The sequence below is a fragment of the Salipiger abyssi genome, assembly GCF_001975705.1.
Lineage (GTDB): Bacteria > Pseudomonadota > Alphaproteobacteria > Rhodobacterales > Rhodobacteraceae > Salipiger > Salipiger abyssi.
Genome location: NZ_CP015093.1, coordinates 267,801 through 290,475 on the forward strand (window position 1 = coordinate 267,801; position 22,675 = coordinate 290,475).

The 22,675-nt window shown below is 65.6% G+C and carries 23 protein-coding genes and 1 tRNA gene; 13 read left to right on the plus strand and 11 right to left on the minus strand.

The window, feature by feature from the left end; all coding sequences use genetic code 11:
* Positions 1-45 precede the first annotated feature (45 nt).
* The 4 genes from Ga0080574_RS04900 to Ga0080574_RS04915 form a co-directional block, all read right to left on the minus strand.
* A complete protein-coding gene (locus Ga0080574_RS04900; protein WP_076695669.1) occupies positions 46-2,727 on the minus strand; it encodes an ATP-binding protein in 2,682 nt (893 codons plus the stop codon).
* Positions 2,724-3,017 (minus strand): hypothetical protein, encoded by a 294-nt coding sequence (locus Ga0080574_RS04905; RefSeq protein ID WP_076695671.1) that lies wholly within the window; start codon positions 3,015-3,017, stop codon positions 2,724-2,726. Before Ga0080574_RS04905 ends, Ga0080574_RS04900 begins: the two co-directional genes overlap by 4 nt.
* A complete protein-coding gene (locus Ga0080574_RS04910; protein WP_076695673.1) occupies positions 3,014-3,388 on the minus strand; it encodes a response regulator transcription factor in 375 nt (124 codons plus the stop codon). Before Ga0080574_RS04910 ends, Ga0080574_RS04905 begins: the two co-directional genes overlap by 4 nt.
* A 102-nt stretch (positions 3,389-3,490) precedes the next feature.
* Positions 3,491-4,792, minus strand: a complete 1,302-nt coding sequence (locus tag Ga0080574_RS04915) for a helix-turn-helix domain-containing protein (protein ID WP_076695675.1) — start codon at positions 4,790-4,792, stop codon at positions 3,491-3,493.
* 220 nt (positions 4,793-5,012) lie between these two features.
* Here Ga0080574_RS04915 and Ga0080574_RS04920 point away from each other — a divergent pair, with 220 nt between their 5' ends.
* The 10 genes from Ga0080574_RS04920 to aat all read left to right on the plus strand — a co-directional run bounded on the left by Ga0080574_RS04920 (position 5,013) and on the right by aat (position 15,811).
* Positions 5,013-6,359, plus strand: coding sequence for a substrate-binding protein (locus Ga0080574_RS04920; RefSeq protein ID WP_076695677.1), 1,347 nt, complete (start codon positions 5,013-5,015; stop codon positions 6,357-6,359).
* A gap of 112 nt (positions 6,360-6,471) precedes the next feature.
* The gene (locus tag Ga0080574_RS04925) at positions 6,472-7,503 is read left to right on the plus strand and encodes a branched-chain amino acid ABC transporter permease (RefSeq protein ID WP_076695679.1); all 1,032 of its coding nucleotides are present in this window, start codon (positions 6,472-6,474) and stop codon (positions 7,501-7,503) included.
* Between the two features lie 4 nt (positions 7,504-7,507).
* Positions 7,508-8,710: a branched-chain amino acid ABC transporter permease gene (locus tag Ga0080574_RS04930; RefSeq protein WP_076695681.1), complete on the plus strand. Its 1,203-nt coding sequence runs from the start codon at positions 7,508-7,510 to the stop codon at positions 8,708-8,710.
* 12 nt (positions 8,711-8,722) lie between these two features.
* Complete coding sequence (locus Ga0080574_RS04935) at positions 8,723-9,478, plus strand: ABC transporter ATP-binding protein (protein WP_076695683.1); 756 nt, start codon at positions 8,723-8,725, stop codon at positions 9,476-9,478.
* Between the two features lie 83 nt (positions 9,479-9,561).
* On the plus strand, positions 9,562-10,317 hold the full coding sequence (locus Ga0080574_RS04940) for an ABC transporter ATP-binding protein (RefSeq protein ID WP_076695685.1): 756 nt from the start codon (positions 9,562-9,564) through the stop codon (positions 10,315-10,317).
* 159 nt (positions 10,318-10,476) lie between these two features.
* Positions 10,477-12,423, plus strand: a complete 1,947-nt coding sequence (gene acs / locus Ga0080574_RS04945; protein WP_076695687.1) for an acetate--CoA ligase — start codon at positions 10,477-10,479, stop codon at positions 12,421-12,423.
* Between the two features lie 190 nt (positions 12,424-12,613).
* On the plus strand, positions 12,614-13,087 hold the full coding sequence (locus tag Ga0080574_RS04950; RefSeq protein ID WP_076695689.1) for a hypothetical protein: 474 nt from the start codon (positions 12,614-12,616) through the stop codon (positions 13,085-13,087).
* A 200-nt stretch (positions 13,088-13,287) separates the two neighbouring features.
* Positions 13,288-13,773, plus strand: a complete 486-nt coding sequence (accB, locus tag Ga0080574_RS04955) for an acetyl-CoA carboxylase biotin carboxyl carrier protein (RefSeq protein WP_076695691.1) — start codon at positions 13,288-13,290, stop codon at positions 13,771-13,773.
* 9 nt (positions 13,774-13,782) lie between these two features.
* Complete coding sequence (accC, locus tag Ga0080574_RS04960) at positions 13,783-15,138, plus strand: acetyl-CoA carboxylase biotin carboxylase subunit (RefSeq protein ID WP_076695693.1); 1,356 nt, start codon at positions 13,783-13,785, stop codon at positions 15,136-15,138.
* 37 nt (positions 15,139-15,175) lie between these two features.
* Positions 15,176-15,811, plus strand: a complete 636-nt coding sequence (gene aat / locus Ga0080574_RS04965; RefSeq protein WP_076695695.1) for a leucyl/phenylalanyl-tRNA--protein transferase — start codon at positions 15,176-15,178, stop codon at positions 15,809-15,811.
* Here aat and Ga0080574_RS04970 read toward each other — a convergent pair.
* The 6 genes from Ga0080574_RS04970 to Ga0080574_RS04995 form a co-directional block, all read right to left on the minus strand.
* Complete coding sequence (locus tag Ga0080574_RS04970; protein ID WP_076695697.1) at positions 15,775-16,134, minus strand: DUF2155 domain-containing protein; 360 nt, start codon at positions 16,132-16,134, stop codon at positions 15,775-15,777. The genes aat and Ga0080574_RS04970 overlap by 37 nt on opposite strands.
* A complete protein-coding gene (gene mlaD, locus Ga0080574_RS04975) occupies positions 16,131-16,580 on the minus strand; it encodes an outer membrane lipid asymmetry maintenance protein MlaD (RefSeq protein WP_076695699.1) in 450 nt (149 codons plus the stop codon). The genes Ga0080574_RS04970 and mlaD overlap by 4 nt, the downstream gene beginning before the upstream one ends.
* Positions 16,581-16,584: 4 nt before the next feature.
* The gene (locus tag Ga0080574_RS04980; protein ID WP_076695701.1) at positions 16,585-16,968 is read right to left on the minus strand and encodes an NADH:ubiquinone oxidoreductase subunit NDUFA12; all 384 of its coding nucleotides are present in this window, start codon (positions 16,966-16,968) and stop codon (positions 16,585-16,587) included.
* 78 nt (positions 16,969-17,046) lie between these two features.
* Positions 17,047-17,409 (minus strand): RidA family protein, encoded by a 363-nt coding sequence (locus Ga0080574_RS04985; RefSeq protein WP_076695703.1) that lies wholly within the window; start codon positions 17,407-17,409, stop codon positions 17,047-17,049.
* Between the two features lie 147 nt (positions 17,410-17,556).
* Complete coding sequence (gene rpoH, locus Ga0080574_RS04990; RefSeq protein WP_076695705.1) at positions 17,557-18,453, minus strand: RNA polymerase sigma factor RpoH; 897 nt, start codon at positions 18,451-18,453, stop codon at positions 17,557-17,559.
* 226 nt (positions 18,454-18,679) lie between these two features.
* Complete coding sequence (locus Ga0080574_RS04995) at positions 18,680-19,717, minus strand: RluA family pseudouridine synthase (protein WP_076695707.1); 1,038 nt, start codon at positions 19,715-19,717, stop codon at positions 18,680-18,682.
* Here Ga0080574_RS04995 and Ga0080574_RS05000 point away from each other — a divergent pair.
* Both Ga0080574_RS05000 and Ga0080574_RS05005 read left to right on the plus strand, forming a co-directional pair.
* The gene (locus Ga0080574_RS05000; RefSeq protein WP_076695709.1) at positions 19,716-20,027 is read left to right on the plus strand and encodes a DUF6476 family protein; all 312 of its coding nucleotides are present in this window, start codon (positions 19,716-19,718) and stop codon (positions 20,025-20,027) included. The two genes, Ga0080574_RS04995 and Ga0080574_RS05000, sit on opposite strands and share 2 nt — an antisense overlap.
* Positions 20,028-20,275: 248 nt before the next feature.
* On the plus strand, positions 20,276-21,439 hold the full coding sequence (locus Ga0080574_RS05005; protein ID WP_156876304.1) for a calcium-binding protein: 1,164 nt from the start codon (positions 20,276-20,278) through the stop codon (positions 21,437-21,439).
* Between the two features lie 167 nt (positions 21,440-21,606).
* Here Ga0080574_RS05005 and Ga0080574_RS25820 read toward each other — a convergent pair.
* Positions 21,607-21,690, minus strand: a tRNA-Tyr gene (locus Ga0080574_RS25820).
* A 129-nt stretch (positions 21,691-21,819) separates the two neighbouring features.
* Here Ga0080574_RS25820 and rlmB point away from each other — a divergent pair.
* Positions 21,820-22,599, plus strand: coding sequence for a 23S rRNA (guanosine(2251)-2'-O)-methyltransferase RlmB (gene rlmB / locus Ga0080574_RS05010; protein ID WP_076695714.1), 780 nt, complete (start codon positions 21,820-21,822; stop codon positions 22,597-22,599).
* The last annotated feature ends 76 nt before the right edge of the window (positions 22,600-22,675 follow it).

Consider the following 22,675-nt stretch of genomic DNA (forward strand, 5'->3'; position numbering starts at 1 on the left):
GGTTACCAAGCGCTTTAAGGGGCCGGGATTTCCCCTCTGCCCCGGTTACTGCGCCGCCATGGCGATATCGGCGGGCAGGATCACGCGGAAGGCGCCGCCGCCCTGCCCCGGCAGATAGGCGATCTCGCCGCCCAGCCGCGTCATGATCTGCCGGCAGATCGCCAGCCCCAGCCCGGCACCGCCGGCCTTCTGGTCGCTCACCCGGCTGAATTTCTCAAAGATCACATCCTGCGCCTCGGAGGAGATCCCGGTGCCGTTGTCGATGAAGTCGATCACCACCTCCTCGCCGGTGCGCACGCGGATATCCAGCGCCGGCTGCGCCGCGTCGCAATATTTGCGGGCATTGGCCACGAGGTTGATGAACACCTGGCTCAGCCGGTCGAGATCGGTGTTGAGCCAGATCCGCTCCGCCGCCGGGTCGCGGTCGATGCGCAGCCGCGCGCCGTGCTCGTCCGCCGCCGCCGCCGCAACCGCCCGGTCGAGCACCTCCGACAGCAGCCCCTCGCGCAGGTTGAGGTTCACCTGCCCGTTCTCCAGCACCGAGAGATCCAGCAGATCGTCGAGCAGCCGGGTCAGCCGGATCGCCTCGTCATGGATGATCGAGGCGTATTTGCTCTGCTCCGGCGCGCTGAGGCCCGTGGTGTCGCGCAGGATCTCGGAAAACGCGCGGATCGAGGTCATCGGCGTGCGCAGCTCGTGGCTGATCTGGCTCAGGAAGGCATCTTTCTGCACCGAAAGCCGGGTCAGCTTGGCATTGGCCTCGCGCAGCTGCGCAGCGGTGCGGGCGAGCTCCTGGCTCTGCGCCTCCAGCCGGGCGGAGTATTCCATCATCTGCGCGGTCTCGTCGGCCACCGCCATCAGATCCTCGACCGAGACCGAGGCACCGCCGACGATCTGACCGACCATGGCATGCGCCGTGGCCGCGCCGACCGAGCCCGCCAGCTCGCGCTCCAGCGTTTCGAGGAAATCCGGTGTCGGCGCCGGCAGCCCGCCGCGCAGCCCCTGGCGCTGCGCCTCGCGCTCGAAGAGCAGCCGGGCATCGCGGGCGCCGAGGATGCGCTGCGCCATGACCATGAGGTCTTCGGTCGGCGCCACCCGCCCGGCCCAGCTGCGCGGGCCGGTGGAATGCTCGAAGACATTCACGAACTGCGCGCCCTGCAAGCGCTCCAGCGGCTGCGGAAAGCTGGCGAGCGAGGCGAGGACGAAGCCGCCGGTATTGAGTGCCAGCGACCAGAACACCGCGTGCAGCAGCGGGTCCATGCCCTCGATGCCAAAGAGCGCGTGCGGGCGCAGCCAGTGCAGGCCGAACGCGCCGTCGAGCAGCCAGACCTCGGGCAGCACCGCGCCGGGGCCGAAGCTCGGCAGGAACAGCGTGTAACCCCAACAGCCGAAACCCAGCGTCAGCCCGGTCAGCGCGCCCAGCCGCGAGGCACCGCGCCAGAAGATCCCGCCCAGCATCGCCGGCAGCACCTGCGCGACGCCGGCAAAGCTCACCAGCCCGATGGAGGCCAGCGCCGCGCCGCCGCCCGAGAGCCGGTAATAGAGATAGCCCAGCATCACCACGCCGATGATCGACAGCCGCCGCGCCAGCAGCACCACATGGCGCACATCGCCCGAGACCTTGGCGCCGCCCCCGGCAAAGCGCAGCCAGAGCGGCATCACCACATGGTTCGACACCATGGTCGAGAGCGCGATGGCCGCCACGATCACCATCGAGGTGGCCGAGCTGAACCCGCCGAGGAAGGACAGCACCGCCAGCCCGTCACGGCCCTGGCTCAGCGGCACGGTCAGCACGAAGAGATCCGGGTTCGAGCCCTCGGGCAGCATCTCCAGCCCGACCACGGCGATGGGCACGACAAACAGGCTCATCAGCCCCAGATAGAGCGGAAAGGCCCAGCTCGCGGTGCGCAGATGGGTCTCGTTGTCATTCTCCACCACCAGCACCTGAAAGATCCGCGGCAGGCAGAGGAAAGCGGCGGCCGAGAGCATCATCAGCCCCGCCCAGCGCCCGCCGTCGATCTCCCAATGCCCCAGCGGCGAGGCGTCGATCTTGTCGAGCGCGCCCGAGACCCCGCCCGACAGGCCCCAGACCACGAAGACCCCCACCGCCAGCAGCGCCGCGAGCTTGACGATGGCTTCCAGCGCGATGGCCATGACAACGCCGTTATGGCGTTCGTTCGCATCCAGATTGCGGGTGCCGAAGATCACCGTGAAAAGCGCCAGCCCCGCCGCCACCCAGAGCGCGGTGTGGCCCTTCTCCTCGCCGGTGGCGAGATCGCCGACGCCGAACACCTCGAAGCTCAGCGTCACCGATTGCAGTTGCAGCGCGATATAGGGCGTGGTGCCGACCACGGCGAGGATCGTCACCCCCACCGCCAGCAGGTTGGATTTGCCGTAGCGCGACGAGATCAGGTCGGCCACCGAGGTGATGCGCTGGCTGCGTCCGATGCGCACCAGCTTGCGCAGGATCCACCACCAGCCGACCAGCACCAGCGACGGGCCGAGATAGATCGTCAGGTATTCGAACCCGGAGCGCACCGCCGAGCCGACGGCGCCGTAAAAGGTCCAGGCGGTGCAGTAGATCGACAGCGACAGCGTGTAGACCATGGGCGAGCGCAGCCATGTCGCCTGGCCGCGCAGCGCCGCGCGTTCGGCGGCAAAGGCCACGACGAAGAGAAAGAGCGCATAGGCGCTGCACACGGCGACCAGCGTGTTGAGCATCGTCATCCGCCCTCACCGCCGGGCTCGGCGCCATAGCGCCCCTGCGCCGCCAGCCGCGAGGACAGCACCACCGCGCCCAGCACCAGCAGCGCCCAGACCCCGAAGAGATAGAGGATGGCGCTGGAGGAACGCACCGCCGCCGCGCCCTCCTCGGCCCAGAGCAGCGGCACCAGCCAGAGCAGCATGCCGATAAAGGGCAGCACCCGTGCCGTGTCGATCACCCGGCGGCGGCGATAGGATTGCCGCTCCAGAAAGACCGGGGGCTTGCCCCGGCGCGGAGGCCCGGCCTCGCTCATGCGCCTCCGGCGACCAGCGTGCGCACCGTCGCCAGCATCTCGGCATTCGAGAAGGGTTTGGTCATGAAGGCCGACACGCCCGCGCGCTCGGCCATTTCGCGATCACGCGACTGGCCGCGCGCGGTGAGCATCAGCACCGGCAGTTCGGCGGTATCCGCATCCTCGCGCAGTTCGCGCAGGATATCGTAGCCGCTCTTGCCCGGAAGCATCACATCGAGGATCAGCAGATCGGGCCGGCAGGCCCGCAGCTTTTCATTCGCGGTGGTGCCGTCGGAATGGGTGTCCACCGCCAGCCCCTCGCGCGACAGGATGAAGCTGATCGCCTCGATGATGTTCGGCTCATCCTCGATCAGCATCACACGTTTTAACATCACGCCCCCTTGCCCCCGGCCCCGGACCGTGCGGCCCGGAGAACCGTGGTTTTCCTCCCCTGTAAAAAACTTATCGCCAATGTGACGCCGGGTGTCAAAAGATCAAAAGCCCGGCTCGCCCAGCAGCGAGGGCTCACGCCGCGCCGGACAGGGCGCGCGCGGGCAGATCCGGCAGGTCACGCCGACCTCTTCGGGACGTTCCTCCGTGCGCGCCCGCGCGGGCGCGATCATCATATGCGCCTCGAAAACCGGCTCGCGGTTGATCTCTGGCGGGCCTGCCGGCTGGGCAAAGGCGATGGCGGTGACCGCGCCACTTTGCCGCCCGGCGGAGTGCAGCACCCGGCTCAGCACCGACATCGGACGCGAGAGCGCCGCGAAGAGCGGCCAGAGCGGGCAGTCGGCGCCAAAGCGCGGGATCGGGAAATCCGGCAGCGGCTTGCGGAAGGTAAACACCCCCGAGGCGTCGCAGATCGCCAGCCCGACCTGGCCGCAGGGCGCGCTCGGCGGCAGCGTCGCCAGCCGCCGCATGGCGCGGGCCGGATCGGTGCCGAAGCGCCGCGCCAAGGCCAGCGGGTCGGTGCCGGTGACCACCACCGCCTCCAGCACCTGCGGCAGCGGAAGCGCTGCGGCATCGGCGGCGTAGCGTTCGAAGGCGCGGCGCAGCAGCGCCCGGGCGGTGGGCGAGAGCGCCGCACCCAGCTCCTGCGCCACCTCTCCCGGCAAGCCACCGGCGTCGAGCGGCGCGATATGGTAATCCGCCGCCTCGAACAGCGCCTCGACCTCCTCCTGCGGCGTGCCGCTCTCGGCGGCGGCTTTGCCCTCGGCCTCCAGATAGGAGGCGAGGCTGCGGCTGCTCTCGGCAAGCCGGGCGCTGTCTTCATAGATGTTGCGGTGAAAGCGGCGCTGCCAGTCCGGGTCGATCTCGCCCGGCTCGGCGAGGATCGAGGCGGCAGAGCGGATCGCGGTCACGGTCGAGAGCATCTCGTGCAGCGCGTCGGCCAGATGCGGGTCATGCGCCAGCCGGTCGGTCAGCGCCTCCACCGAGCGCTCCAGCGTCTCGATCCGCGCGCGACTGTCGGCCAGGAGCCGCGCCCAGCCGGGAAACCGCCCGGCGAATTCGTCGAGCCGGTCAAGCTCCGCCCCACTGCTTTGCGCATGCAGCGCCGCCTCGCGCAGCGCCGCGATCAGCGCGGCCTCGGCGCCTTCGGTCAGCATGGAGGGTTCGACGCCGAGAATCTCGGCGATATCGAGCAGCAGCTTTCCGCCGATTCTGCGCCGGTTGTGCTCGATGAGATTAAGATATGAGGCAGAAATATCCGCCCGCCGCGCCAGCTCCGCCTGCTTCATGCCCAAGATGATCCGCCTTTCGCGGATGCGCGAGCCGGTCAGCGTGTCGCGGGCCATGACGCTTTTCCTGTCCTTTCAACGCCTTTCTGCGGCGCCACATAAATCAGTTTACAGAAGACTGTAGTATACCGTTCATTCGTTGACAAAAAAATTGTTTACCAAAAAGCAATTGTTGCGTGGTTTTCATTCACTCGCCGATACTGGCTTTGCACGAATTCGTGTTCGCGCCGGAGGGAAGAGGAGCCCGCCCGCGCAGCTTACAAAATGGGAGGATTTTATGTCCAAGACGACTCTGACTCGCCGTGGCGTGCTGAGAACGGGTGCCGTGGCCGGCGCCGGCGTCGCGCTGCCGACGATCTTTACCGCCTCGTCGGCCCGCGCCTTCACCAACGCCCCCACCGGCGGCTCGGTGACGCTCGGGTTCAACGTGCCGCAGACCGGCCCCTATGCCGATGAGGGCGCCGACGAGCTGCGCGCCTATGAGCTGGCGGTCGAGCATCTGAACGGCGGCGGCGACGGCGGCATGCTGAACACCTTCAGCTCCAAGGCGCTCGACGGCAGCGGCATCCTCGGCAAGAAGGTCGAGTATGTGACCGGCGACACCCAGACCAAATCCGACGCCGCCCGCGCCTCCGCCAAGTCGATGATCGAGAAGGACGGCGCCATCATGATCACCGGCGGCTCGTCCTCGGGCGTGGCCATCGCCGTGCAGGGGCTCTGCCAGGAGGCGGGCGTGATCTTTATGGCCGGCCTCACCCACTCCAACGATACCACCGGAAAAGACAAGAAAGCCAACGGCTTCCGCCATTTCTTTAATGCTTACATGTCGGGTGCCGCGCTGGCGCCGGTGCTGGCCAAGATGTATGGCGCCGACCGCAAGGCCTATCACCTGACCGCCGATTACACCTGGGGCTGGACCCAGGAGGAATCGATCAAGGCCGCCACCGAGGCCCTGGGCTGGGAGACCGTGAACGCGGTCAAGACCCCGCTCGCCCAGACCGATTTCTCCTCCTATATCGCGCCGGTGCTGAACTCGGGCGCCGATGTGCTGGTGCTGAACCATTACGGCGGCAACATGGTGAACTCGCTCACCAACGCGGTGCAGTTCGGCCTGCGCGAAAAGCAGGTGAACGGCAAGAATTTCGAGATCGTCGTGCCGCTCTACTCGCGTCTGATGGCGCGCGGCGCCGGCGAGAACGTCAAGGGCATCTTCGGCTCCACCAACTGGCACTGGTCGCTTCAGGACGAGGGCTCCAAGGCCTTCGTGCAGAGCTTCGGCACCAAATACGGCTTCCCGCCGAGCCAGGCCGCGCACACCTGCTATGTGCAGACGCTGCTCTATGCGGATGCGGTGCAGCGCGCCGGTTCCTTCGATCCCTGCGCCGTGGGCGAGGCGCTGGCCGGGTTCGAGTTCGACGGGCTCGGCAACGGCCCGACGCTTTACCGCGCCGAGGATCACCAGTGCTTCAAGGATGTGCTCGTGGTGAAAGGGAAAGAGAACCCCACCTCGGAATTCGACCTGCTCGAAGTGGTCGAGGTCACGCCGCGCGCCCAGGTGGAATACGCACCCGATCATCCGATGTTCGCGGGCGGTTCGCTCGGCGCCTGTAACCCGGGCGCCTGACACCTCCGCAGCTCATACGACCGCAACCGTTTGTTTCCGTGGTCGTATCCCCAGCGTTCCCGGCCCCCGAGCCGGGAACGCACCCTCTCCCTTTGACCTTGAAGGCCGGGACATGGACGCAATCATCCTTCAAATCCTGAACGGGCTCGACAAGGGCTCGGCCTATGCGCTGATCGCGCTGGGGCTTACCCTCATCTTCGGCACGCTGGGCGTGGTGAACTTCGCCCATGGCGCGCTTTTCATGATCGGCGCCTTCTGCGCGGTGACGCTGAACCGCCTGCTGACGCTGTCGCATCAGGTGGTGGACGAGACCCGCACCGATTTCCTCGGCAACCCGCTGAAGGTCGATGTGCCCTATATGCACGATCTCTTCGGCGAGGCGACCGGCGCCGCCATCATCGACTGGTCGGTGCCACTGGCGATCCTGTTCTCGATCCCGGTGATGATCGCCGTCGGCGTGATCATGGAGCGCGGGCTGATCAAGCATTTCTACCGCCGCCCGCATGCGGACCAGATCCTGGTGACCTTCGGCCTCGCCATCGTGTTGCAGGAGATCATCAAGCAGATCTTCGGCGCCAACCCGATCCCGACGCCGGCGCCCGACGCCTTCACCGGCTCCTTCGATTTCGGCGTGCTGCTGGGCTTTGACCCCAACGCCATCATCTACCCCTATTGGCGGCTGGTCTATTTCGCCTTCGCGGCGCTGATCATCGGCGCGGTCTTTGCCTTCCTGCAATTCACCACCTTCGGCATGGTGGTGCGCGCCGGCATGGCCGACCGCGAGACCGTAGGGCTGCTGGGCATCAATATCGACCGGCGCTTTACCATCATGTTCGGGCTGGCCGCCGCCGTGGCCGGGCTCGCGGGCGTCATGTATGCGCCGATCAACTCGCCCAACTACCACATGGGCATGGATTTCCTGGTGCTGAGTTTCGTTGTTGTGGTCGTCGGCGGCATGGGCTCGCTTCCGGGCGCCGTCGCCGCCGGCTTCCTTCTGGGAATCCTCGAAAGCTTCGCCTCGATGAATGAGATCAAGCAGATCCTGCCCGGGATCGACCAGATCATCATCTATCTCGTCGCCATCATCATTCTGCTGACCCGTCCGCGGGGCCTCATGGGCCGCAAGGGCGTGATGGAGGACTAAGCCTGTGTTCGGACTCGGCAAGAAAGACTTCACCCTGTTCCTGATCGTCGCGGTGCTGGCGCTGTTCGCACCCTTCATCCTGAACCCCTTCCCCACCGATAGCGGGCTGGCGCAGTTCAATGCCGGCTACCCGGACCTGATGCAGCGTTTCGTGATCTTCGGGATCCTCGCCATCGGCTTCAACATCCTGTTCGGCCTCACCGGCTATCTCAGCTTCGGCCACGCGGCCTTTCTCGGCGTCGGCTCCTATGCGGCGGTGTGGATGTTCAAGCTGCTGAGCATGAACGTGATCCCGGCGATCCTGCTGTCGATGGTGGTCGCGGGCCTCTTCGCGGTGGTGATCGGCTATGTCAGCCTGCGCCGCTCGGGGATCTATTTCTCGATCCTGACGCTGGCCTTCGCACAGATGAGCTACAACCTCGCCTATTCGGTGCTGACACCGATCACCAATGGCGAGACCGGGTTGCAGATCACGCTGGACGATCCGCGCGTGCTCGGCGTCTCGGCCACCGCCGATGGCGGCATCCCGGTGACCAACCTCTTCGGGATGGAGATGCGCAGCTTCGAGACGCTGAATATCGGCCCCTGGGCGTTTCAATTCTCGGTCGGCTACTACGTCGCCGCGATCATCATGCTGATCTCCTTCTACGTGGCGATCCGCATCTTCCGCTCGCCCTTCGGCATGATGCTGCGCGCAATCAAGTCGAACCAGAACCGGCTTTACTATACCGGCCTCAACGCGCGCCCCTACACGCTGGCGGCCTTCGTGATCTCTGGCATGTATGCCGGGCTCGCCGGCGGGCTGCTGGCCTGCATGGATCCGCTGGCCGGTGCCGAGCGCATGCAGTGGACGGCATCGGGCGAGGTTGTGCTGATGACCATTCTCGGCGGCGCGGGCACGTTGATCGGCCCGGTGCTGGGCGCGGGCTTCATCAAGTATTTCGAGAACATCTTCTCCAAGATCAACGACCAGGTGGTGCATGGCTGGGTCTCCTTCCTGCCCGACGGGCTCGAGGATCTGGTGGTCGCGCTGATCCACCCCTTCGTCGGCAAGGGCTGGCACCTGACGCTGGGCCTGCTGTTCATGCTGATCGTGATTTTCCTGCCCGGCGGGCTGGTGGAGGGCGGCCAGCGCATCGCCCGCCGCCTGCGCCGCAAGCCGGCCAAGGACGACGCCAAATCCGCCAGCACCACCCCCGCCGAATAAGGAGACGCGATTATGGGCATTCTCGACGTCAAGGACGTGAACAAGCGCTTCGGCGGGCTGAAGGCGCTGAGCGAGGTGAACCTCTCCGTGCAGGAGAACACGGTGCACGCCATCATCGGCCCCAACGGGGCGGGCAAGTCGACGCTGCTCAACTGCCTGGTCGGCAAGCTGATCCCCGACACCGGATCGGTGATGTTCGACGGGCAGTCGGTGCTGGGGCGCAAACCCTTCGAGATCAACCAGATGGGGATTTCGCGGGTCTTCCAGACGCCGGAGATCTTCGGCGACCTGACGGTGATGGAGAACATGATGATCCCGCTCTTCGCCAAGCGCGACGGGGTCTTCCGCCTGCACGCCATCGAGTCGGTCGAGAACGAGGCCACGCTGCGCGAACGGGCGGAGGCGATGCTCTCGGATGTGAACATGCTGGAAAAGCGCAACATGCATTCCGCCTCCATGTCGCGCGGCGACAAGCGGCGGCTGGAGATGGCCATGTGCCTGGTGCAGGAGCCGCGCCTGCTGCTGCTCGACGAGCCCACCGCCGGCATGGCCCGCGCCGACACCAACAACACCATCGACCTGCTGAAGGAGATCAAGGAGAAGCGCGACATCACCATGTGCATCATCGAGCATGACATGCATGTGGTGTTCTCGCTCGCCGACCGGATCACGGTGCTGGCCCAGGGCACGCCGCTGGTCGAGGACATCCCCGCCAATATCAAGGGCCACCCCAAGGTGCAGGAAGCCTATCTCGGCGAACACGCCTGAGCCCGCGCAACGTGCCCCGGACCTGATCCGGGGCCTCAACGCATGAGGTCCCGGATCAGGTCCGGGACGGGAGGATCACAGAAATGAACGTCAGACCGGATTTTTCCAAGAACGCCAATATGGCCGAGACCGCGCCGGCCTTCCTCTCCGTCTGGGACATGCATTCCTATTACGGCGAGAGCTATATCGTGCAGGGCATTTCCTTCAACGTGCACGAGGGCGAGATCGTCGCGCTGCTCGGCCGCAACGGCGCCGGCAAGACCACGACCCTGCGCTCCATCGCACGGCTCGGCTCGCCACAGGTGCAGAAGGGCGAGATCTGGCTCGATCACCAGCCGCTGCACAAGATGGCCTCGCATGAGGCGGCGGCGCACGGGCTGGGTCTGGTGCCCGAGGACCGGCGCATCATCCCCGGCCTCACGGTCGAGGAGAACCTGCAACTGGCGCAGATCGCGCCGCCGGTCGGCTGGTCTCTCGACCGGCTCTACGAGCTCTTCCCCCGTCTCGGCGAGCGTCGCCGGCAGGAGGGGGTGACGCTTTCGGGCGGCGAGCAGCAGATGCTGGCCATCGCCCGGGCGCTTGCCCGCGACATCAAGGTGCTGCTGCTGGACGAGCCTTATGAGGGGCTGGCGCCGGTGATCGTGGACGAGATCGAAAAGACCCTGCGCCACATCAAGGCGCAGGGCATGACCACCATCCTGGTCGAGCAGAATGCGGTGCGCGCGCTGCAACTGGCGGATCGGGCGATCATCCTCGACACCGGCGCCATCGTCTTTGACGGCACCGCCGCCGAGGTGCTGGAGAACGAAAGCCTGCGGGCGGAATATCTGGCGATCTGATAGCGCTCGCGCCGCGGAGGCGCCCCGCCTCCGCGGCACCGTGCAATATGTGCAAAATTTATGCGCGGGTTGCTGAAACATTGCACCAAATGCCTATTGCCATCCCCTGCCCGCCGCGCTTCCCTTGGGCATTGAATTTCGTGGAGGAGGAACCCACCGATGTCCGACACCTACCCGCCGTCTTCCGATTTTGTTTCCGGGGCGCATGTTGACGCTGCGCGTTATGACGAGATGTATGCGCGGTCACTGAGCGATCCGGACGGGTTCTGGGCCGATCAGGCGCAGCGGCTCGACTGGATGGCGCGACCGACCAAGATCAAGAACACCTGCTTCGAGTTCGGCAAGGTCGATATCAAATGGTACGAGGACGGCGTGCTCAACGTCGCCTATAACTGCATCGACCGGCACCTCAAGACCCGCGCCAACCAGACCGCCATCATCTTCGAGCCCGACAACCCCGAAGACCCCGCGCAGCACATCACCTATGCCGAGCTCTACGACAAGGTGAACCGCATGGCCAACGTCCTGCTCTCCCAGGGCGTCATGCGCGGCGACCGCGTCGTCATCTACCTGCCGATGATCCCCGAGGCCGCCTATGCCATGCTGGCCTGCGCGCGCATCGGCGCCATCCATTCCATCGTCTTCGCCGGCTTCTCGCCCGACGCGCTGGCCAACCGCATCAACGATTGCGGCGCCAAGATCGTCATCACCGCCGACACCGCCCCGCGCGGCGGCCGCAAGACCGCGCTCAAGTCGAACACCGACGCCGCCCTGCTGCACTGCTCTGACAAGGTGCGCTGCCTCGTCGTCAAGCATACCGGCGACCAGACCTCCTGGATCCAGGGCCGCGATGTCGACCTCAACTACCTCATGGAGCACGCCGCCCCCGACTGCCCGCCGCGGCCGATGAACGCCGAAGACCCGCTGTTTATCCTTTACACCTCGGGCTCGACCGGCAAGCCCAAGGGGGTTGTGCACTCAAGTGGTGGATATTTGGTTTACGCCGCCATGACGATGGAGATCAGCTTCGATTACCACGAGGGCGACGTCTATTGGTGCACCGCCGATGTGGGCTGGGTGACCGGGCATTCCTATATTGTTTACGGGCCCTTGGCCAATGGCGCCACGACGCTGATGTTCGAGGGCGTGCCGACCTACCCCGATGCCAGCCGGTTCTGGCAGGTTTGTGAAAAACATAAAGTAAATCAGTTCTACACCGCGCCGACGGCCATTCGCGCGCTGATGGGCCAGGGTGACGATTTCGTAACCGGTTGCGATCTATCCTCGCTCAAGGTGCTGGGCACCGTGGGCGAACCGATCAATCCGGAGGCGTGGAACTGGTATAACGACAAGGTGGGTCAGGGCCGCTGCCCGATCGTCGACACCTGGTGGCAGACAGAGACCGGCGGCCACCTGATGACGCCGCTGCCGGGCGCGCATGCGACCAAGCCGGGCGCGGCGATGAAGCCGTTCTTCGGGGTCAAACCCGTGGTGCTGGAGCCGACAAGCGGCGAGATCATCGAGGACCGCCCGACCGAGGGCGTGCTGGCGATTGCCGACAGCTGGCCGGGGCAGATGCGCACGGTCTGGGGCGATCACGAGCGCTTCGAGCAGACCTATTTCCAGCAATACAAGGGCTATTACTTCTCCGGCGACGGCTGCCGGGTGGATGCGGATGGCGATTACTGGATCACCGGGCGGGTCGATGACGTGATCAACGTCTCGGGCCACCGCATGGGCACGGCAGAGGTCGAATCGGCGCTGGTGGCGCATGCCAAGGTGGCCGAGGCCGCGGTGGTGGGCTACCCGCACCCGGTCAAGGGCCAGGGCATCTACTGCTACATCACGCTGATGAACGAGGTGGAGCCGTCCGAGGAGCTCAAGAAGGAGCTGCGGACCTGGGTGCGCACCGAGATCGGCCCCATCGCCTCGCCGGATCTGATCCAGTGGGCGCCGGGCCTGCCGAAGACCCGCTCCGGCAAGATCATGCGCCGCATCCTGCGCAAGATCGCCGAAAACGATTTCGGCGCCCTCGGCGATACCTCAACACTCGCAGATCCCTCCGTCGTCGACGACCTCATCGAAAACCGCGCGAACAAGGGCTGAGCCCGGGCGCGTGAAAGAGCGCAACGGGCGGGCGTCGGATGGCCCCGCCCGTTTGCGTTTCCCGGGCGATGCAACAAGCCGTTAACCAAGAGACGGAAAACACGGAAGAATTTTACGAAACCGCTGCCCTGGCCCACTCTTTGTGTTAAGCTCGAATAGGTGGGGGCCTTGTATCTGATGGAGAGACTCCATGCAGTTCACGGGTGTACCCCCCGCGGTGGCACCTCTGGCCACCGGGCATCCTCTGGGCCTTCCCGCCGTGCCGGACGGGCCCGCGCGGGAAACCAAGGTCCAGCCTGTCTCGGAACAGGCCCGCACCGGCACCGATGCCGAAACCAGCGGGCAGCCGCCGGCGGATTTCTGGCGCGGCCTGACCGGGCTTCCCAACCCGGCCAAACATGTGGCGCCGCCCTCGATCATGCAGATCAAGATTTCCGCGATCCTCGAGGAACAGGCCGAACGGCTGACGCAAGACCTGCGCCCGCCGGAACCGGCACCGACCGGGTCCGGCGCCAGAGACGAAGCAAGCCCGCCGCCCGACGCGCCGACGCGCGCCGACAGCGCCGAGCGCTCGCCGGAGCCGGAGACCGAAACGAAGGCGCCCGACGAGCCGAGCACGCCCGCCGCGCCCTACGCGGACGCCGCCGCCGTCGCCGCGCCATAGGCCGGGCCACCCCGGCACCGGCCTATGATTCGAGACAACGCCCCCGGCACGCGCCCGGGGCGCCTTCACGCGTGGTCAAATGCGCCGAAGGGCCTCTATTTCCCGCTTTCCCTCGCTTTTCATGGGCCGACGCTTGGCCTATAAGCGCCAAATCAAGGGGCCAGGGCAAAAAGGCCCGGCAAATCACCGGCGAGGATTGCATGAGCAAAGACACCCACGAAGCCGACGTGGCCTTCATCAAGGCATTGGCGGAACTGCTCCGGGACAACGATCTGACGGAGCTTCAGGTCAAACGCGATTACGGCGAGGATGACAGCCTCAATGTGCGGGTCAGCCGCATGATGCCGCAGGCGGCGCCCGCCGTCACTCAGGTCGCAGCCCCTGCGCCCGCGGCAGCACCGGCAGCCGCCACCCCCGCCGCCGAGACCGCGCCCGAGGATCCCGCCGCCCATCCCGGCGCGGTGACCTCGCCCATGGTCGGCACCGTCTACATGCAGCCCGAACCCGGCGCGCCCTCCTTCATCTCGGTCGGTCAGCAGGTGCGCGAAGGCGACACGCTGGTGATCGTCGAGGCGATGAAGACCATGAACCACATCCCCGCCCCGCATGCGGGCACGGTCAAGCGCATCCTCGTCGAGGACGGCGCCCCCGTCGAATACGGCGCCCCTCTGGTCATCCTCGAGTAAGGGCCGCTCATGTTCGACAAGATTCTCATCGCCAACCGGGGCGAGATCGCGCTGCGCGTCATCCGCGCCTGCCGCGAGATGGGCATCGCCAGCGTCGCGGTGCATTCCACCGCCGATGCCGATGCCATGCATGTGCGCATGGCCGACGAGACCATCTGCATCGGCCCCGCCCCCTCGCCCGAAAGCTATCTGTCGCCGCTGGCCATCATCTCGGCCTGCGAGGTGACCGGCGCCCAGGCGATCCACCCGGGCTATGGCTTTCTTTCCGAAAACGCCCGCTTCGTGCAGATGGTCGAGGATCACGGCCTGACCTTCATCGGCCCCTCCGCCGAGCATATCCGCGTCATGGGCGACAAGATCACCGCCAAGGACACGATGAAGGCGCTCGGCGTGCCCTGCGTGCCCGGCTCCGAGGGCGGTGTGCCCGATGTCGAGGCCGCCAAGAAGATCGGCCGCGAATTCGGTTACCCGGTGATCATCAAGGCCACCGCTGGCGGTGGCGGGCGCGGCATGAAGGTCGCCAATTCCGAAGCGGAAATGGAGCGCGCCTTTCAGACCGCGCGGGCCGAGGGCAAGGCCGCCTTCGGCAATGACGAGGTCTATATCGAGAAATACCTGCAAAAGCCGCGTCATATCGAGATCCAGATCTTTGGCGACGGCAAGGGCAACGCGGTGCATCTGGGCGAGCGCGACTGTTCGCTGCAACGGCGCCACCAGAAGGTGTTCGAGGAGGCCCCCGGCCCCTGCATCACCCCCGAAGAGCGCAAGCGCATCGGTGAGACCTGCGCCAAGGCCGTGGCCGATCTGAAATACTCCGGCGCCGGCACCATCGAGTTCCTCTATGAGGACGGCGAGTTCTATTTCATCGAGATGAACACCCGGCTTCAGGTGGAACACCCGGTGACCGAGGCGATTTTCGGCGTCGATCTGGTGCGCGAGCAGATCCGCGTGGCGGAGGGCTATCCGCTCTCCTTCACCCAGGAGGATCTGACCATCGACGGCCACGCCATCGAGGTGCGGATCAACGCCGAGAAGCTGCCGAACTTCACCCCGTGCCCCGGCAAGATCACCCAGTATCACGCGCCGGGCGGCCTTGGCGTGCGGATGGATTCGGCGCTTTATCAGGGCTATGCGATCCCGCCCTATTACGACAGCCTGATCGGCAAGCTGATCGTCAAGGGCCGCGACCGGACGGAGGCGCTGTCGCGGCTCAACCGGGCGCTGGGAGAGCTGATCGTTGACGGTGTCGACACCACGGTGCCGCTGTTCCACGCGCTGCTGCAAGAGGACGCAATCCTCGCCGGCGATTACAATATCCACTGGCTGGAGAAGTGGCTGGCCAAGGATCCGTTCTCCGCCGGCTGATGGCGGGGCGCGGCGGATACGGGCGGCAGGGGCAGTCATGATACTGACGCCGGAATTGCTGCTCCAGGCCTACCGCTCGGGCATCTTTCCGATGGCCGAGCATCGCGACGATCCGGAGCTGTTCTGGGTCGATCCGCGGCGCCGGGGCATCATCCCCATCGGCGGGCTGCATGTCTCGCGCAGCCTCGCCCGCCGTCTGCGGCAGGACGATTACAGCGTTACGGTGGATACGGATTTCGCCGGCGTCATCGACGCCTGCGCCGACCGCAGCGAGACCTGGATCAATGCCGAAATCCGCGAGCTCTTCATCGGCCTGCATGCACGCGGACAAGCGCATTCGCTCGAAGTCTGGATGCAGGGCGACCTGGCGGGCGGCATCTACGGGCTGGAGCTGGGCACGGTGTTCTGCGGCGAGTCGATGTTCTCGCGCCGCCGCGACGGCTCCAAGATCGCGCTCTGCTGGCTGATGGATCTGGTCACGCGCGCCGGCTTCACCCTCTTCGACACGCAATTCCTGACCGAGCATCTTGCCTCCATGGGCGGAGTCGAGATCTCACGCGCGCAATATCGCGCCCGGCTCGAAGAGGCGCTGGTGTTCCGGGCGGATTTCGCGGGAACCGAGCTGGCCGCCTCCGGTCAGGACGTGGTGCAGCGCATCACCCAGACGTCGTAACGCTGGTGATCCATGGCGTTGAGCGCCGGCGAAGAGGCGATCATCCAGCCACGAAACACCGGCTCGGCCTCGCCCGCCTCACGCACGGTGATGAAGGCAAAGGCATCCCCCGCGGGGTCGTCCTGCGGGTAACGGCATTCGCGCAGGCTGATCTCGATCCGGCCGAAACGCAGCGTCTCGCCCGCCGAGATCTCGATATCCGAGGCCTTGCCGGTAAGCTTGTCGAGCCCGCGCATCTCCGCACCGGTGCCTGTGCTGGTCGCTTCCTGCGCCGGCAGCGCGCTTGCGGCGAGCCCCAGCGCGAGTGCCAGAATGCGGATCATTCCTCGCTCCCTCCGGCGACGTATTTCAGCAGCAGCGAGATCAGGCTGACAGAGCCCTGGGTGTCGAGGATCTCGTCCCCCGCCTCGTAATAGAACAGCGAGCCGCCGGGGCTGATTTCCACGAAATTGCCGCCCAGAAGCCCCTCGGAAGAGATCACGATGGCGCTGTCGTCGGGGATCTGGATCTCGTCCTGCACCGTCATCGACATGTCGGCGCGGTAGGTCTCGGGATTCAGCGCGATGCCGGTGACCGTGCCGACCTTGACGCCGGCCAGTCGCACGTCGCTGCCCACGGTGATGCCTTCGAGCGAGCGGAAGCTGGCGCTCAGCGGATAGCCGGCCTCGCCCAGGCGAAAGCCCGTGCTCGTCACCGCATAGGCGCCGAACGCGATCGCGGCGGCGAGCACCGCGCCGCCGACCAGCACCTCTGTGGTGGACGTGCTCATGAGGTTATTCCGGGCTCCAAGCCTCGTAATCCTGACGCGGCTTCGGCTCCACCTTGCGGATAGAGCCCTGCGGCGCATAGGCCAGCGCGGTGCCGGTCAGGTTTTCGATATGCGGCTTTTCCCAGCTCTTGTGGGGCAGCGGCCGGTCGGTGGGCGGCGCGTCAAAGGTGTGATGCAGCCAGCCATGCCAGTCGGGGCTGACCCGGCTCGCCTCGATCTCGCCGTTATAGATGACCCAGCGGCGCTTGCCGTCCTTGGTCTGGTAAAAGGTGTTGCCCTGCTCATCCTCGCCGACGCGCTGGCCGTTGCGGCTGCTCCAGAGACGGGTGTTGAGCGTGGCCCCGTTCCACCAGGTCAAAGCGCTCAGGAGCGAGTTCAGAATGCCCATGGACGACTCCTCGGTATCTTCCTGTCCCGTGTATGGCGAATTCGGCGCCGAAGGTCCAGCGCGCATCGGCGCCGAGCGTTACCCCGCCGCCAGCGCCGTCACCTCGATCTCGATCCGGTATTGTGGCGCGATCAGGTTGCATTCGATCATCGTGGCCGCCGGCGGGTTTTCCCCGAAGGTTTCCGCCAGGATCGGCCAGCAGGGTTCGAACTCCGACGCATCCGGCAGGTAGTAATTGACCCGCACCACATCGGCAAAGCTCACGCCCGCCTCGGCCAGCGCCTTGCCGATCACATCGAGCGCCGAGCGGCACTGTTCGGTGACCGTCTCGCCCTGCCCCACGGTGCCGGCCACATGCACGAAGCCACCGGCCACGACGGCGCGGCAATAGCCGATCTTCGCCTCGAAAGCGCCGCCGGAAGAAATCCGCCTGATTGTCATGAAACACTCCTCTGAGCGGGCCTCCTGCCCGCGCCTGTTCCATGCCCGAGACGCGGCGCGTTTCCAAGCCATGACGCGCGGCGGCGCCATAAAAAAGCGCCCGCCCCGGGGGTCGGGACGGGCGTTTCGTTCGAAACGGGCGGGATGTCAGGCCTCCGCCATCATCCCCTGATCCTGCGCCAGATCGCGCATGCGCTTTTGCAGCTTTTCAAAGGCGCGCACCTCGATCTGCCGGATCCGCTCGCGGCTGACATCGTAGACGCCCGAGAGCTCCTCCAGCGTCACCGGCTGTTCGGCCAGACGGCGCTGGGTGAGAATGTCGCGCTCGCGCTCGTTCAGCACATCCATCGCCTGAGCCAGCATGGTTCGCCGCGCCTCAAGCTCGTTGCGCTCGGCGTAATCGGCGGCCTGGTCGGCGTCTTCGTCCTCCAGCCAGTCCTGCCACTGCATCGAGCCGTCGTCGTCGCTGCCCACGGTCGCGTTCAGCGAGGCGTCGCCACCCGACAGGCGCCGGTTCATCGAGATCACCTCGTCCTCGGTCACACCGAGATCGGTGGCAATCTTTTCGACATGCTCGGGGCGCAGATCGCCCTCTTCCAGCGCGCCGATGCGCGACTTGGCCTTGCGCAGGTTGAAGAACAGCTTCTTCTGCGCCGAGGTGGTGCCGAGCTTCACCAGCGACCACGACCGCAGGATATATTCCTGAATCGACGCGCGGATCCACCACATCGCATAGGTCGCCAGGCGAAAGCCCTTTTCCGGGTCGAAGCGTTTGACCGCCTGCATCAGGCCGACATTGGCCTCGGAGATCACCTCAGCCTGCGGCAACCCATAGCCGCGATAGCCCATGGCGATCTTGGCCGCGAGGCGCAGGTGGCTGGTGACCAGCTTATGCGCGGACGGCGCATCCTGATCCTCGACCCAGCGCTTGGCCAGCATGTATTCTTCTTCCGGTTCCAGAAGCGGAAACTTCCGGATCTCGGACAGGTACCGGCTCAGGCCCGCTTCGGGCGATGGTGCCGGGAGATTGGCATAATTACTCACCTACCCTGATCCTCCAATGTTACGGGTCTTAACATCCCAGATGGGGCTGCCCCGTGTGAATTTCAAGCCCTATGGCGCTTATGGCTTTTGGCTTTCTACGACGCTAACGCAGCTTTCCGTCGGACGGATCCGCCAAAATGACGCGCTCACCACATTGGGAAGTTTATATCAATCGTGCGCTGATGTTGAAATGCGCAAAATAGACACGCGCTATGTGCGAAAATGATCAGCTCGCGCCGATATCCCGCAACGCGCCCAGCAGCGCGGCCATATCCTCGGGCAGCGGCGCCTCGAAGCGCAGATGCGCGCCGGTCACCGGATGCGCGAATCCCAGCTCGGCGGCATGCAGCGCCTGGCGGGTGAAGCCGCTCACCGCCTCCGTCGCCTGCGGCCCCAGCGCCTTGAGCGGCGGCTTGCGGCGCCCGCCATAGACCGGATCGCCCACCAGCCCGTGCCCGGCATGGGCCATGTGCACGCGAATCTGATGCGTCCGCCCGGTCTCCAGCCGGCATTCCACCAGCGCCATGGCGGGCGGCGTGCCGAAGCTCTCCAGCACCCGTGCGCGGGTCACCGCGTGCCGCCCCTGCCCGTCGAAATAGACCGCCTGACGCTGGCGATCGGTCCTGTGCCGCGCCAGCCCCGACTGGATGCGGATCACCCCGCCGGGCTCCACCGAGACACCGCGCGTGCCCACCAGCCGCGGATCGCCCGCATCGGGCACACCGTAAACCACCGCGAGATAGGCGCGCTCGGCGCTATGCGCCTCGAACTGCGCCGCAAGCCCGTGATGCGCGCGATCCGATTTCGCCACCACCAGCAGGCCGGAGGTGTCCTTGTCGATCCGGTGCACGATACCCGGCCGCGCCACCCCGCCAACGCCGGAAAGCGCCCCGCCGAAATGATGCAGCAGCGCGTTGACCAGCGTGCCCGTGGGCGTGCCGGGCGCGGGATGCACCACCATGCCGGCGGGCTTGTTGACCACCACGAGGTCGGCATCTTCCCAGACGATCTCAAGCGGGATGTCCTCGGGGCCGATATGGCTCTCCTCGGCCTGCGGCACGGCGATGACGATCTCGTCGCCCTCGGCCACCTTGCCCTTGGGATCGCTCAGCACCTCGCCGCCGCGTGTCACCGCACCCTCGGCGATGAGCTTTGCCAGCCGCGTGCGCGACAGCGCCGCTGCCTCTGGCACATCGCGCGCCAGCGCCTTATCAAGGCGCGGCGGCGGGGCCTCGCCGATGACGATGCGCAGAGGAGTGTCCATGTCCCAGACTCCAGACCCGGAAAAGCTGCCCGAACCGGCCAATCTGCGCTTTCTGCGCCTGCTGGTGACGGTGCTCACGGGCGTGATGATCGCCGGGCTTCTAACCATCCTCGCGATGATTGTCATCTCCTACCGCAGCGCCCGCGCGCCCTTGCCCGAGATCATCACCCTGCCCGGCGGCGCCATCGCCACCGCCTACACCCAGGGGTCGGACTGGTATGCGGTGGTGACCGAGAGCGACGAGATCCTGATCTTCGACCGCGCCAGCGGCGATCTGCGCCAGACCATCCGGATCGAGTCGCAGCGCTGAGAACCGAGCGGATGGCGTCATTCACGCCCGCGCCGTATTCGCATCCGCGCCGTAAATGCGCATCCGCCCGTAAAAGGGATTCCGGCGCCGCTGTCAGCCGCAAGACTACAATCCTGCCACAATACTGGGGAATGGCCCCCTTTGTCCGAATTCATGCAGCGAAACCGGAGTGTATTTTCGCGCTTATTGCATGTCCAAGAAATTAACGAATAATGAATCCGGTGTCAGTATGATTGGAGATCGGAAATATGGAAGTGCTTTTGCTGCTCGGGCTTGCCACATTTGGCATCGGATTTATCTCTCCATCAGACAATGACGACGACAGCGACGACGCCGTGCCCGACGATGATGGCGATACCGGCGGGGAACCTTCTACGGGTGACGATTCCGACGAGACGATCACCGGGACGGACGGTGACGACACGATCGCCGGCGGGCCCACCGACCTGATGGATTTCATCGTTCGCGCAGGGGCCGGAAACGATCTGATCGAAATCGAAGATGAGGCGCTATATTCCGGCGAGACGCAAACCGATGTGCGTGGCGAGAGCGGCGACGACACGATCTTCGCTGGAAGTCTGGCTCGGCATTTCGAACTCGATGGCGGCGAAGACAATGATAATATTATCGTTTCCGGGACGGCCGGCACTGGCCTGATCGACGGCGGAGACGGCAACGACACAATCTCCTTCACCCCAGGCGGGATCCTGGTCGATGGAGGAGACGGCGACGATCTGATTACAACCGATGGGGAATTCTTCGGCGAAGTTTCCACGATACACGGGGGCGACGGCGATGACACATTGGCCAGCGATGCCCTGAACACCGCCGTCTATGGGGACGCGGGCAATGACGTCGTCATGGCGTTCAGCCAGAATTGGCAAGGCACGGCCTATTACACGAGTTTCGATGGCGGGGATGGCGACGACACCATCGTCATCGAGGAAAATGCGATCACCGGCGGCGATCCCGAAACCGGTACGTTCGACGGAACCTACGCCAATACGGTCAACGACATCTTTGGCGGTGCCGGGAGCGACACGTTCCAGGCAACTGTCAATGAGGGCATGTTGAGCGAAAGCGAGATACCAGATTATTTTATCGACAATGTTCTTCAGGAGGATGGCACGCTGCTGCTCGACGTCACGCGGATCGCCGATTTCGAGCCGGGTGTCGATATGCTCCTGATCGACGGCGATCCGCTGGATGACGGCTTTACGCTTTCCAATGCGCGAATCGAATATACTGCCGATGCCGAGGGCAATGCCGGCTCGGAGGTGATCCTGCGTTACGAAAGCGAAACGGACTCCGCCCGCGATGTGGTGATCACTCTGGACGGGGCCACGGTAACCTGGGACGATATCGCCTTCAGCGGCGACCAGATCCCGGAGCTGGCGCCAATCGCCGCATAACGGCACAGCAAGCGGCGCCGCTTCCGCTCACCGGCCGGCGCCCTTCCGGCAAATCCGGCAGTTTTTAGCGCACCCCACCGGGCGCCATCACGCGTGCAGCGCTGCCCCGGCACCAGGGGCGCGGTCGGTGACGTGTTTGATTTCCAGATTGAATGTCAGAGGGAAAGTGGTGGGCGACCTTGGAATCGAACCAAGCGTGCGTCTCCGCGAGGGAGTTACAGTCCCCTGCCACACCTTGCGGCCTGTCGCCCACTTTCCCGCCGGTGACCCGGCGTGGTGGGCTGATTACAGTCGACCAAAACCATCGTCAACAGGAAAATCCCTTGCGATGCGGACAGCAGAGAGGCAAGGGAACGGCACCGCAGGAAAAGGGGCGTGTCATGGCGAAAAAACCGAAATGGGTGGTGGAAAAGGAGCAGGCGAAAAAGGCCCGCTCCGCGGAAACCGTCTGGCTCTTCGGTCTGCACGCGGTGCGCGACGCGCTGGTGAATCCGCGCCGCGAGAAGCTGCGCCTGATCGTGACGCCCAACGCGCAGATAAAACTCGCCGACGCCATCGAAGCGGCAGGCATCGCCCCCGAGATCCACGACCCGCGCAAGTTCCAGGCGCCGCTCGATCCGCAATCGGTGCATCAGGGGGCGGCATTGGAGGTCAAACCGCTCGACTGGGGGCGACTCGCCGATGTGGCGCTCGGCGACGGCACCCGCCCGCCCCGGCTGGTGCTGCTCGACCGGGTGACCGATCCGCATAACGTCGGCGCCATCCTGCGCTCCGCGGAGGTGTTCGGCGCGCAGGCGGTGATCGGCACGTTGCACCATTCGGCGCCCGAAACCGGGGCGCTGGCCAAGACCGCAAGCGGCGCGCTCGAACGCCAGCCCTATCTGCGCGAACGCAACCTCGCCGATACGATCCACGCGCTTCAGGAGATGGGCTATCTGGTGCTCGGGCTCGACGGCGAGGCCGAAGGCACCATCGAAGAGGCGCTCGACGGGCTGCGCGACCGCGCCGTGGCGCTGGTGCTGGGGGCCGAAGGTCCGGGTCTTCGGGAAAAGACGAAAGACACCGTGGACCGGCTGGTGCGCATCGACTTCGCCGGGGGGTTCGGCTCGCTCAATGTCTCGAACGCGGCGGCGGTCGCGCTCTATGCAGCGCGCCCGTAAATCAGCGCTCTATGCAGCGCGCCCGTAACCTCGCCTGATCTTCCCGACCGGCGCTTGCAGCCTGCCCCGCGCCGGC

What these genes read in the sequence shown, in the direction of transcription:
- Ga0080574_RS04900 (WP_076695669.1), bottom strand. Translation starts at nt 2,727, where the DNA reads ATGACGATGCTCAACACGCTGGTCGCCGTGTGCAGCGCCTATGCGCTC.
- mlaD (WP_076695699.1), bottom strand. Translation starts at nt 16,580, where the DNA reads ATGAGCACGTCCACCACAGAGGTGCTGGTCGGCGGCGCGGTGCTCGCC.
- Ga0080574_RS05005 (WP_156876304.1), top strand. Translation starts at nt 20,276, where the DNA reads ATGGAAGTGCTTTTGCTGCTCGGGCTTGCCACATTTGGCATCGGATTT.
- Ga0080574_RS04905 (WP_076695671.1), bottom strand. Translation starts at nt 3,017, where the DNA reads ATGAGCGAGGCCGGGCCTCCGCGCCGGGGCAAGCCCCCGGTCTTTCTG.
- Ga0080574_RS04985 (WP_076695703.1), bottom strand. Translation starts at nt 17,409, where the DNA reads ATGACAATCAGGCGGATTTCTTCCGGCGGCGCTTTCGAGGCGAAGATC.
- accB (WP_076695691.1), top strand. Translation starts at nt 13,288, where the DNA reads ATGAGCAAAGACACCCACGAAGCCGACGTGGCCTTCATCAAGGCATTG.
- Ga0080574_RS04980 (WP_076695701.1), bottom strand. Translation starts at nt 16,968, where the DNA reads ATGGGCATTCTGAACTCGCTCCTGAGCGCTTTGACCTGGTGGAACGGG.
- Ga0080574_RS05000 (WP_076695709.1), top strand. Translation starts at nt 19,716, where the DNA reads ATGTCCCAGACTCCAGACCCGGAAAAGCTGCCCGAACCGGCCAATCTG.
- aat (WP_076695695.1), top strand. Translation starts at nt 15,176, where the DNA reads ATGATACTGACGCCGGAATTGCTGCTCCAGGCCTACCGCTCGGGCATC.
- Ga0080574_RS04935 (WP_076695683.1), top strand. Translation starts at nt 8,723, where the DNA reads ATGGGCATTCTCGACGTCAAGGACGTGAACAAGCGCTTCGGCGGGCTG.
- Ga0080574_RS04915 (WP_076695675.1), bottom strand. Translation starts at nt 4,792, where the DNA reads ATGGCCCGCGACACGCTGACCGGCTCGCGCATCCGCGAAAGGCGGATC.
- accC (WP_076695693.1), top strand. Translation starts at nt 13,783, where the DNA reads ATGTTCGACAAGATTCTCATCGCCAACCGGGGCGAGATCGCGCTGCGC.
- Ga0080574_RS04995 (WP_076695707.1), bottom strand. Translation starts at nt 19,717, where the DNA reads ATGGACACTCCTCTGCGCATCGTCATCGGCGAGGCCCCGCCGCCGCGC.
- Ga0080574_RS04910 (WP_076695673.1), bottom strand. Translation starts at nt 3,388, where the DNA reads ATGTTAAAACGTGTGATGCTGATCGAGGATGAGCCGAACATCATCGAG.
- Ga0080574_RS04920 (WP_076695677.1), top strand. Translation starts at nt 5,013, where the DNA reads ATGTCCAAGACGACTCTGACTCGCCGTGGCGTGCTGAGAACGGGTGCC.
- acs (WP_076695687.1), top strand. Translation starts at nt 10,477, where the DNA reads ATGTCCGACACCTACCCGCCGTCTTCCGATTTTGTTTCCGGGGCGCAT.
- Ga0080574_RS04970 (WP_076695697.1), bottom strand. Translation starts at nt 16,134, where the DNA reads ATGATCCGCATTCTGGCACTCGCGCTGGGGCTCGCCGCAAGCGCGCTG.
- rlmB (WP_076695714.1), top strand. Translation starts at nt 21,820, where the DNA reads ATGGCGAAAAAACCGAAATGGGTGGTGGAAAAGGAGCAGGCGAAAAAG.
- Ga0080574_RS04925 (WP_076695679.1), top strand. Translation starts at nt 6,472, where the DNA reads ATGGACGCAATCATCCTTCAAATCCTGAACGGGCTCGACAAGGGCTCG.
- Ga0080574_RS04950 (WP_076695689.1), top strand. Translation starts at nt 12,614, where the DNA reads ATGCAGTTCACGGGTGTACCCCCCGCGGTGGCACCTCTGGCCACCGGG.
- Ga0080574_RS04940 (WP_076695685.1), top strand. Translation starts at nt 9,562, where the DNA reads ATGAACGTCAGACCGGATTTTTCCAAGAACGCCAATATGGCCGAGACC.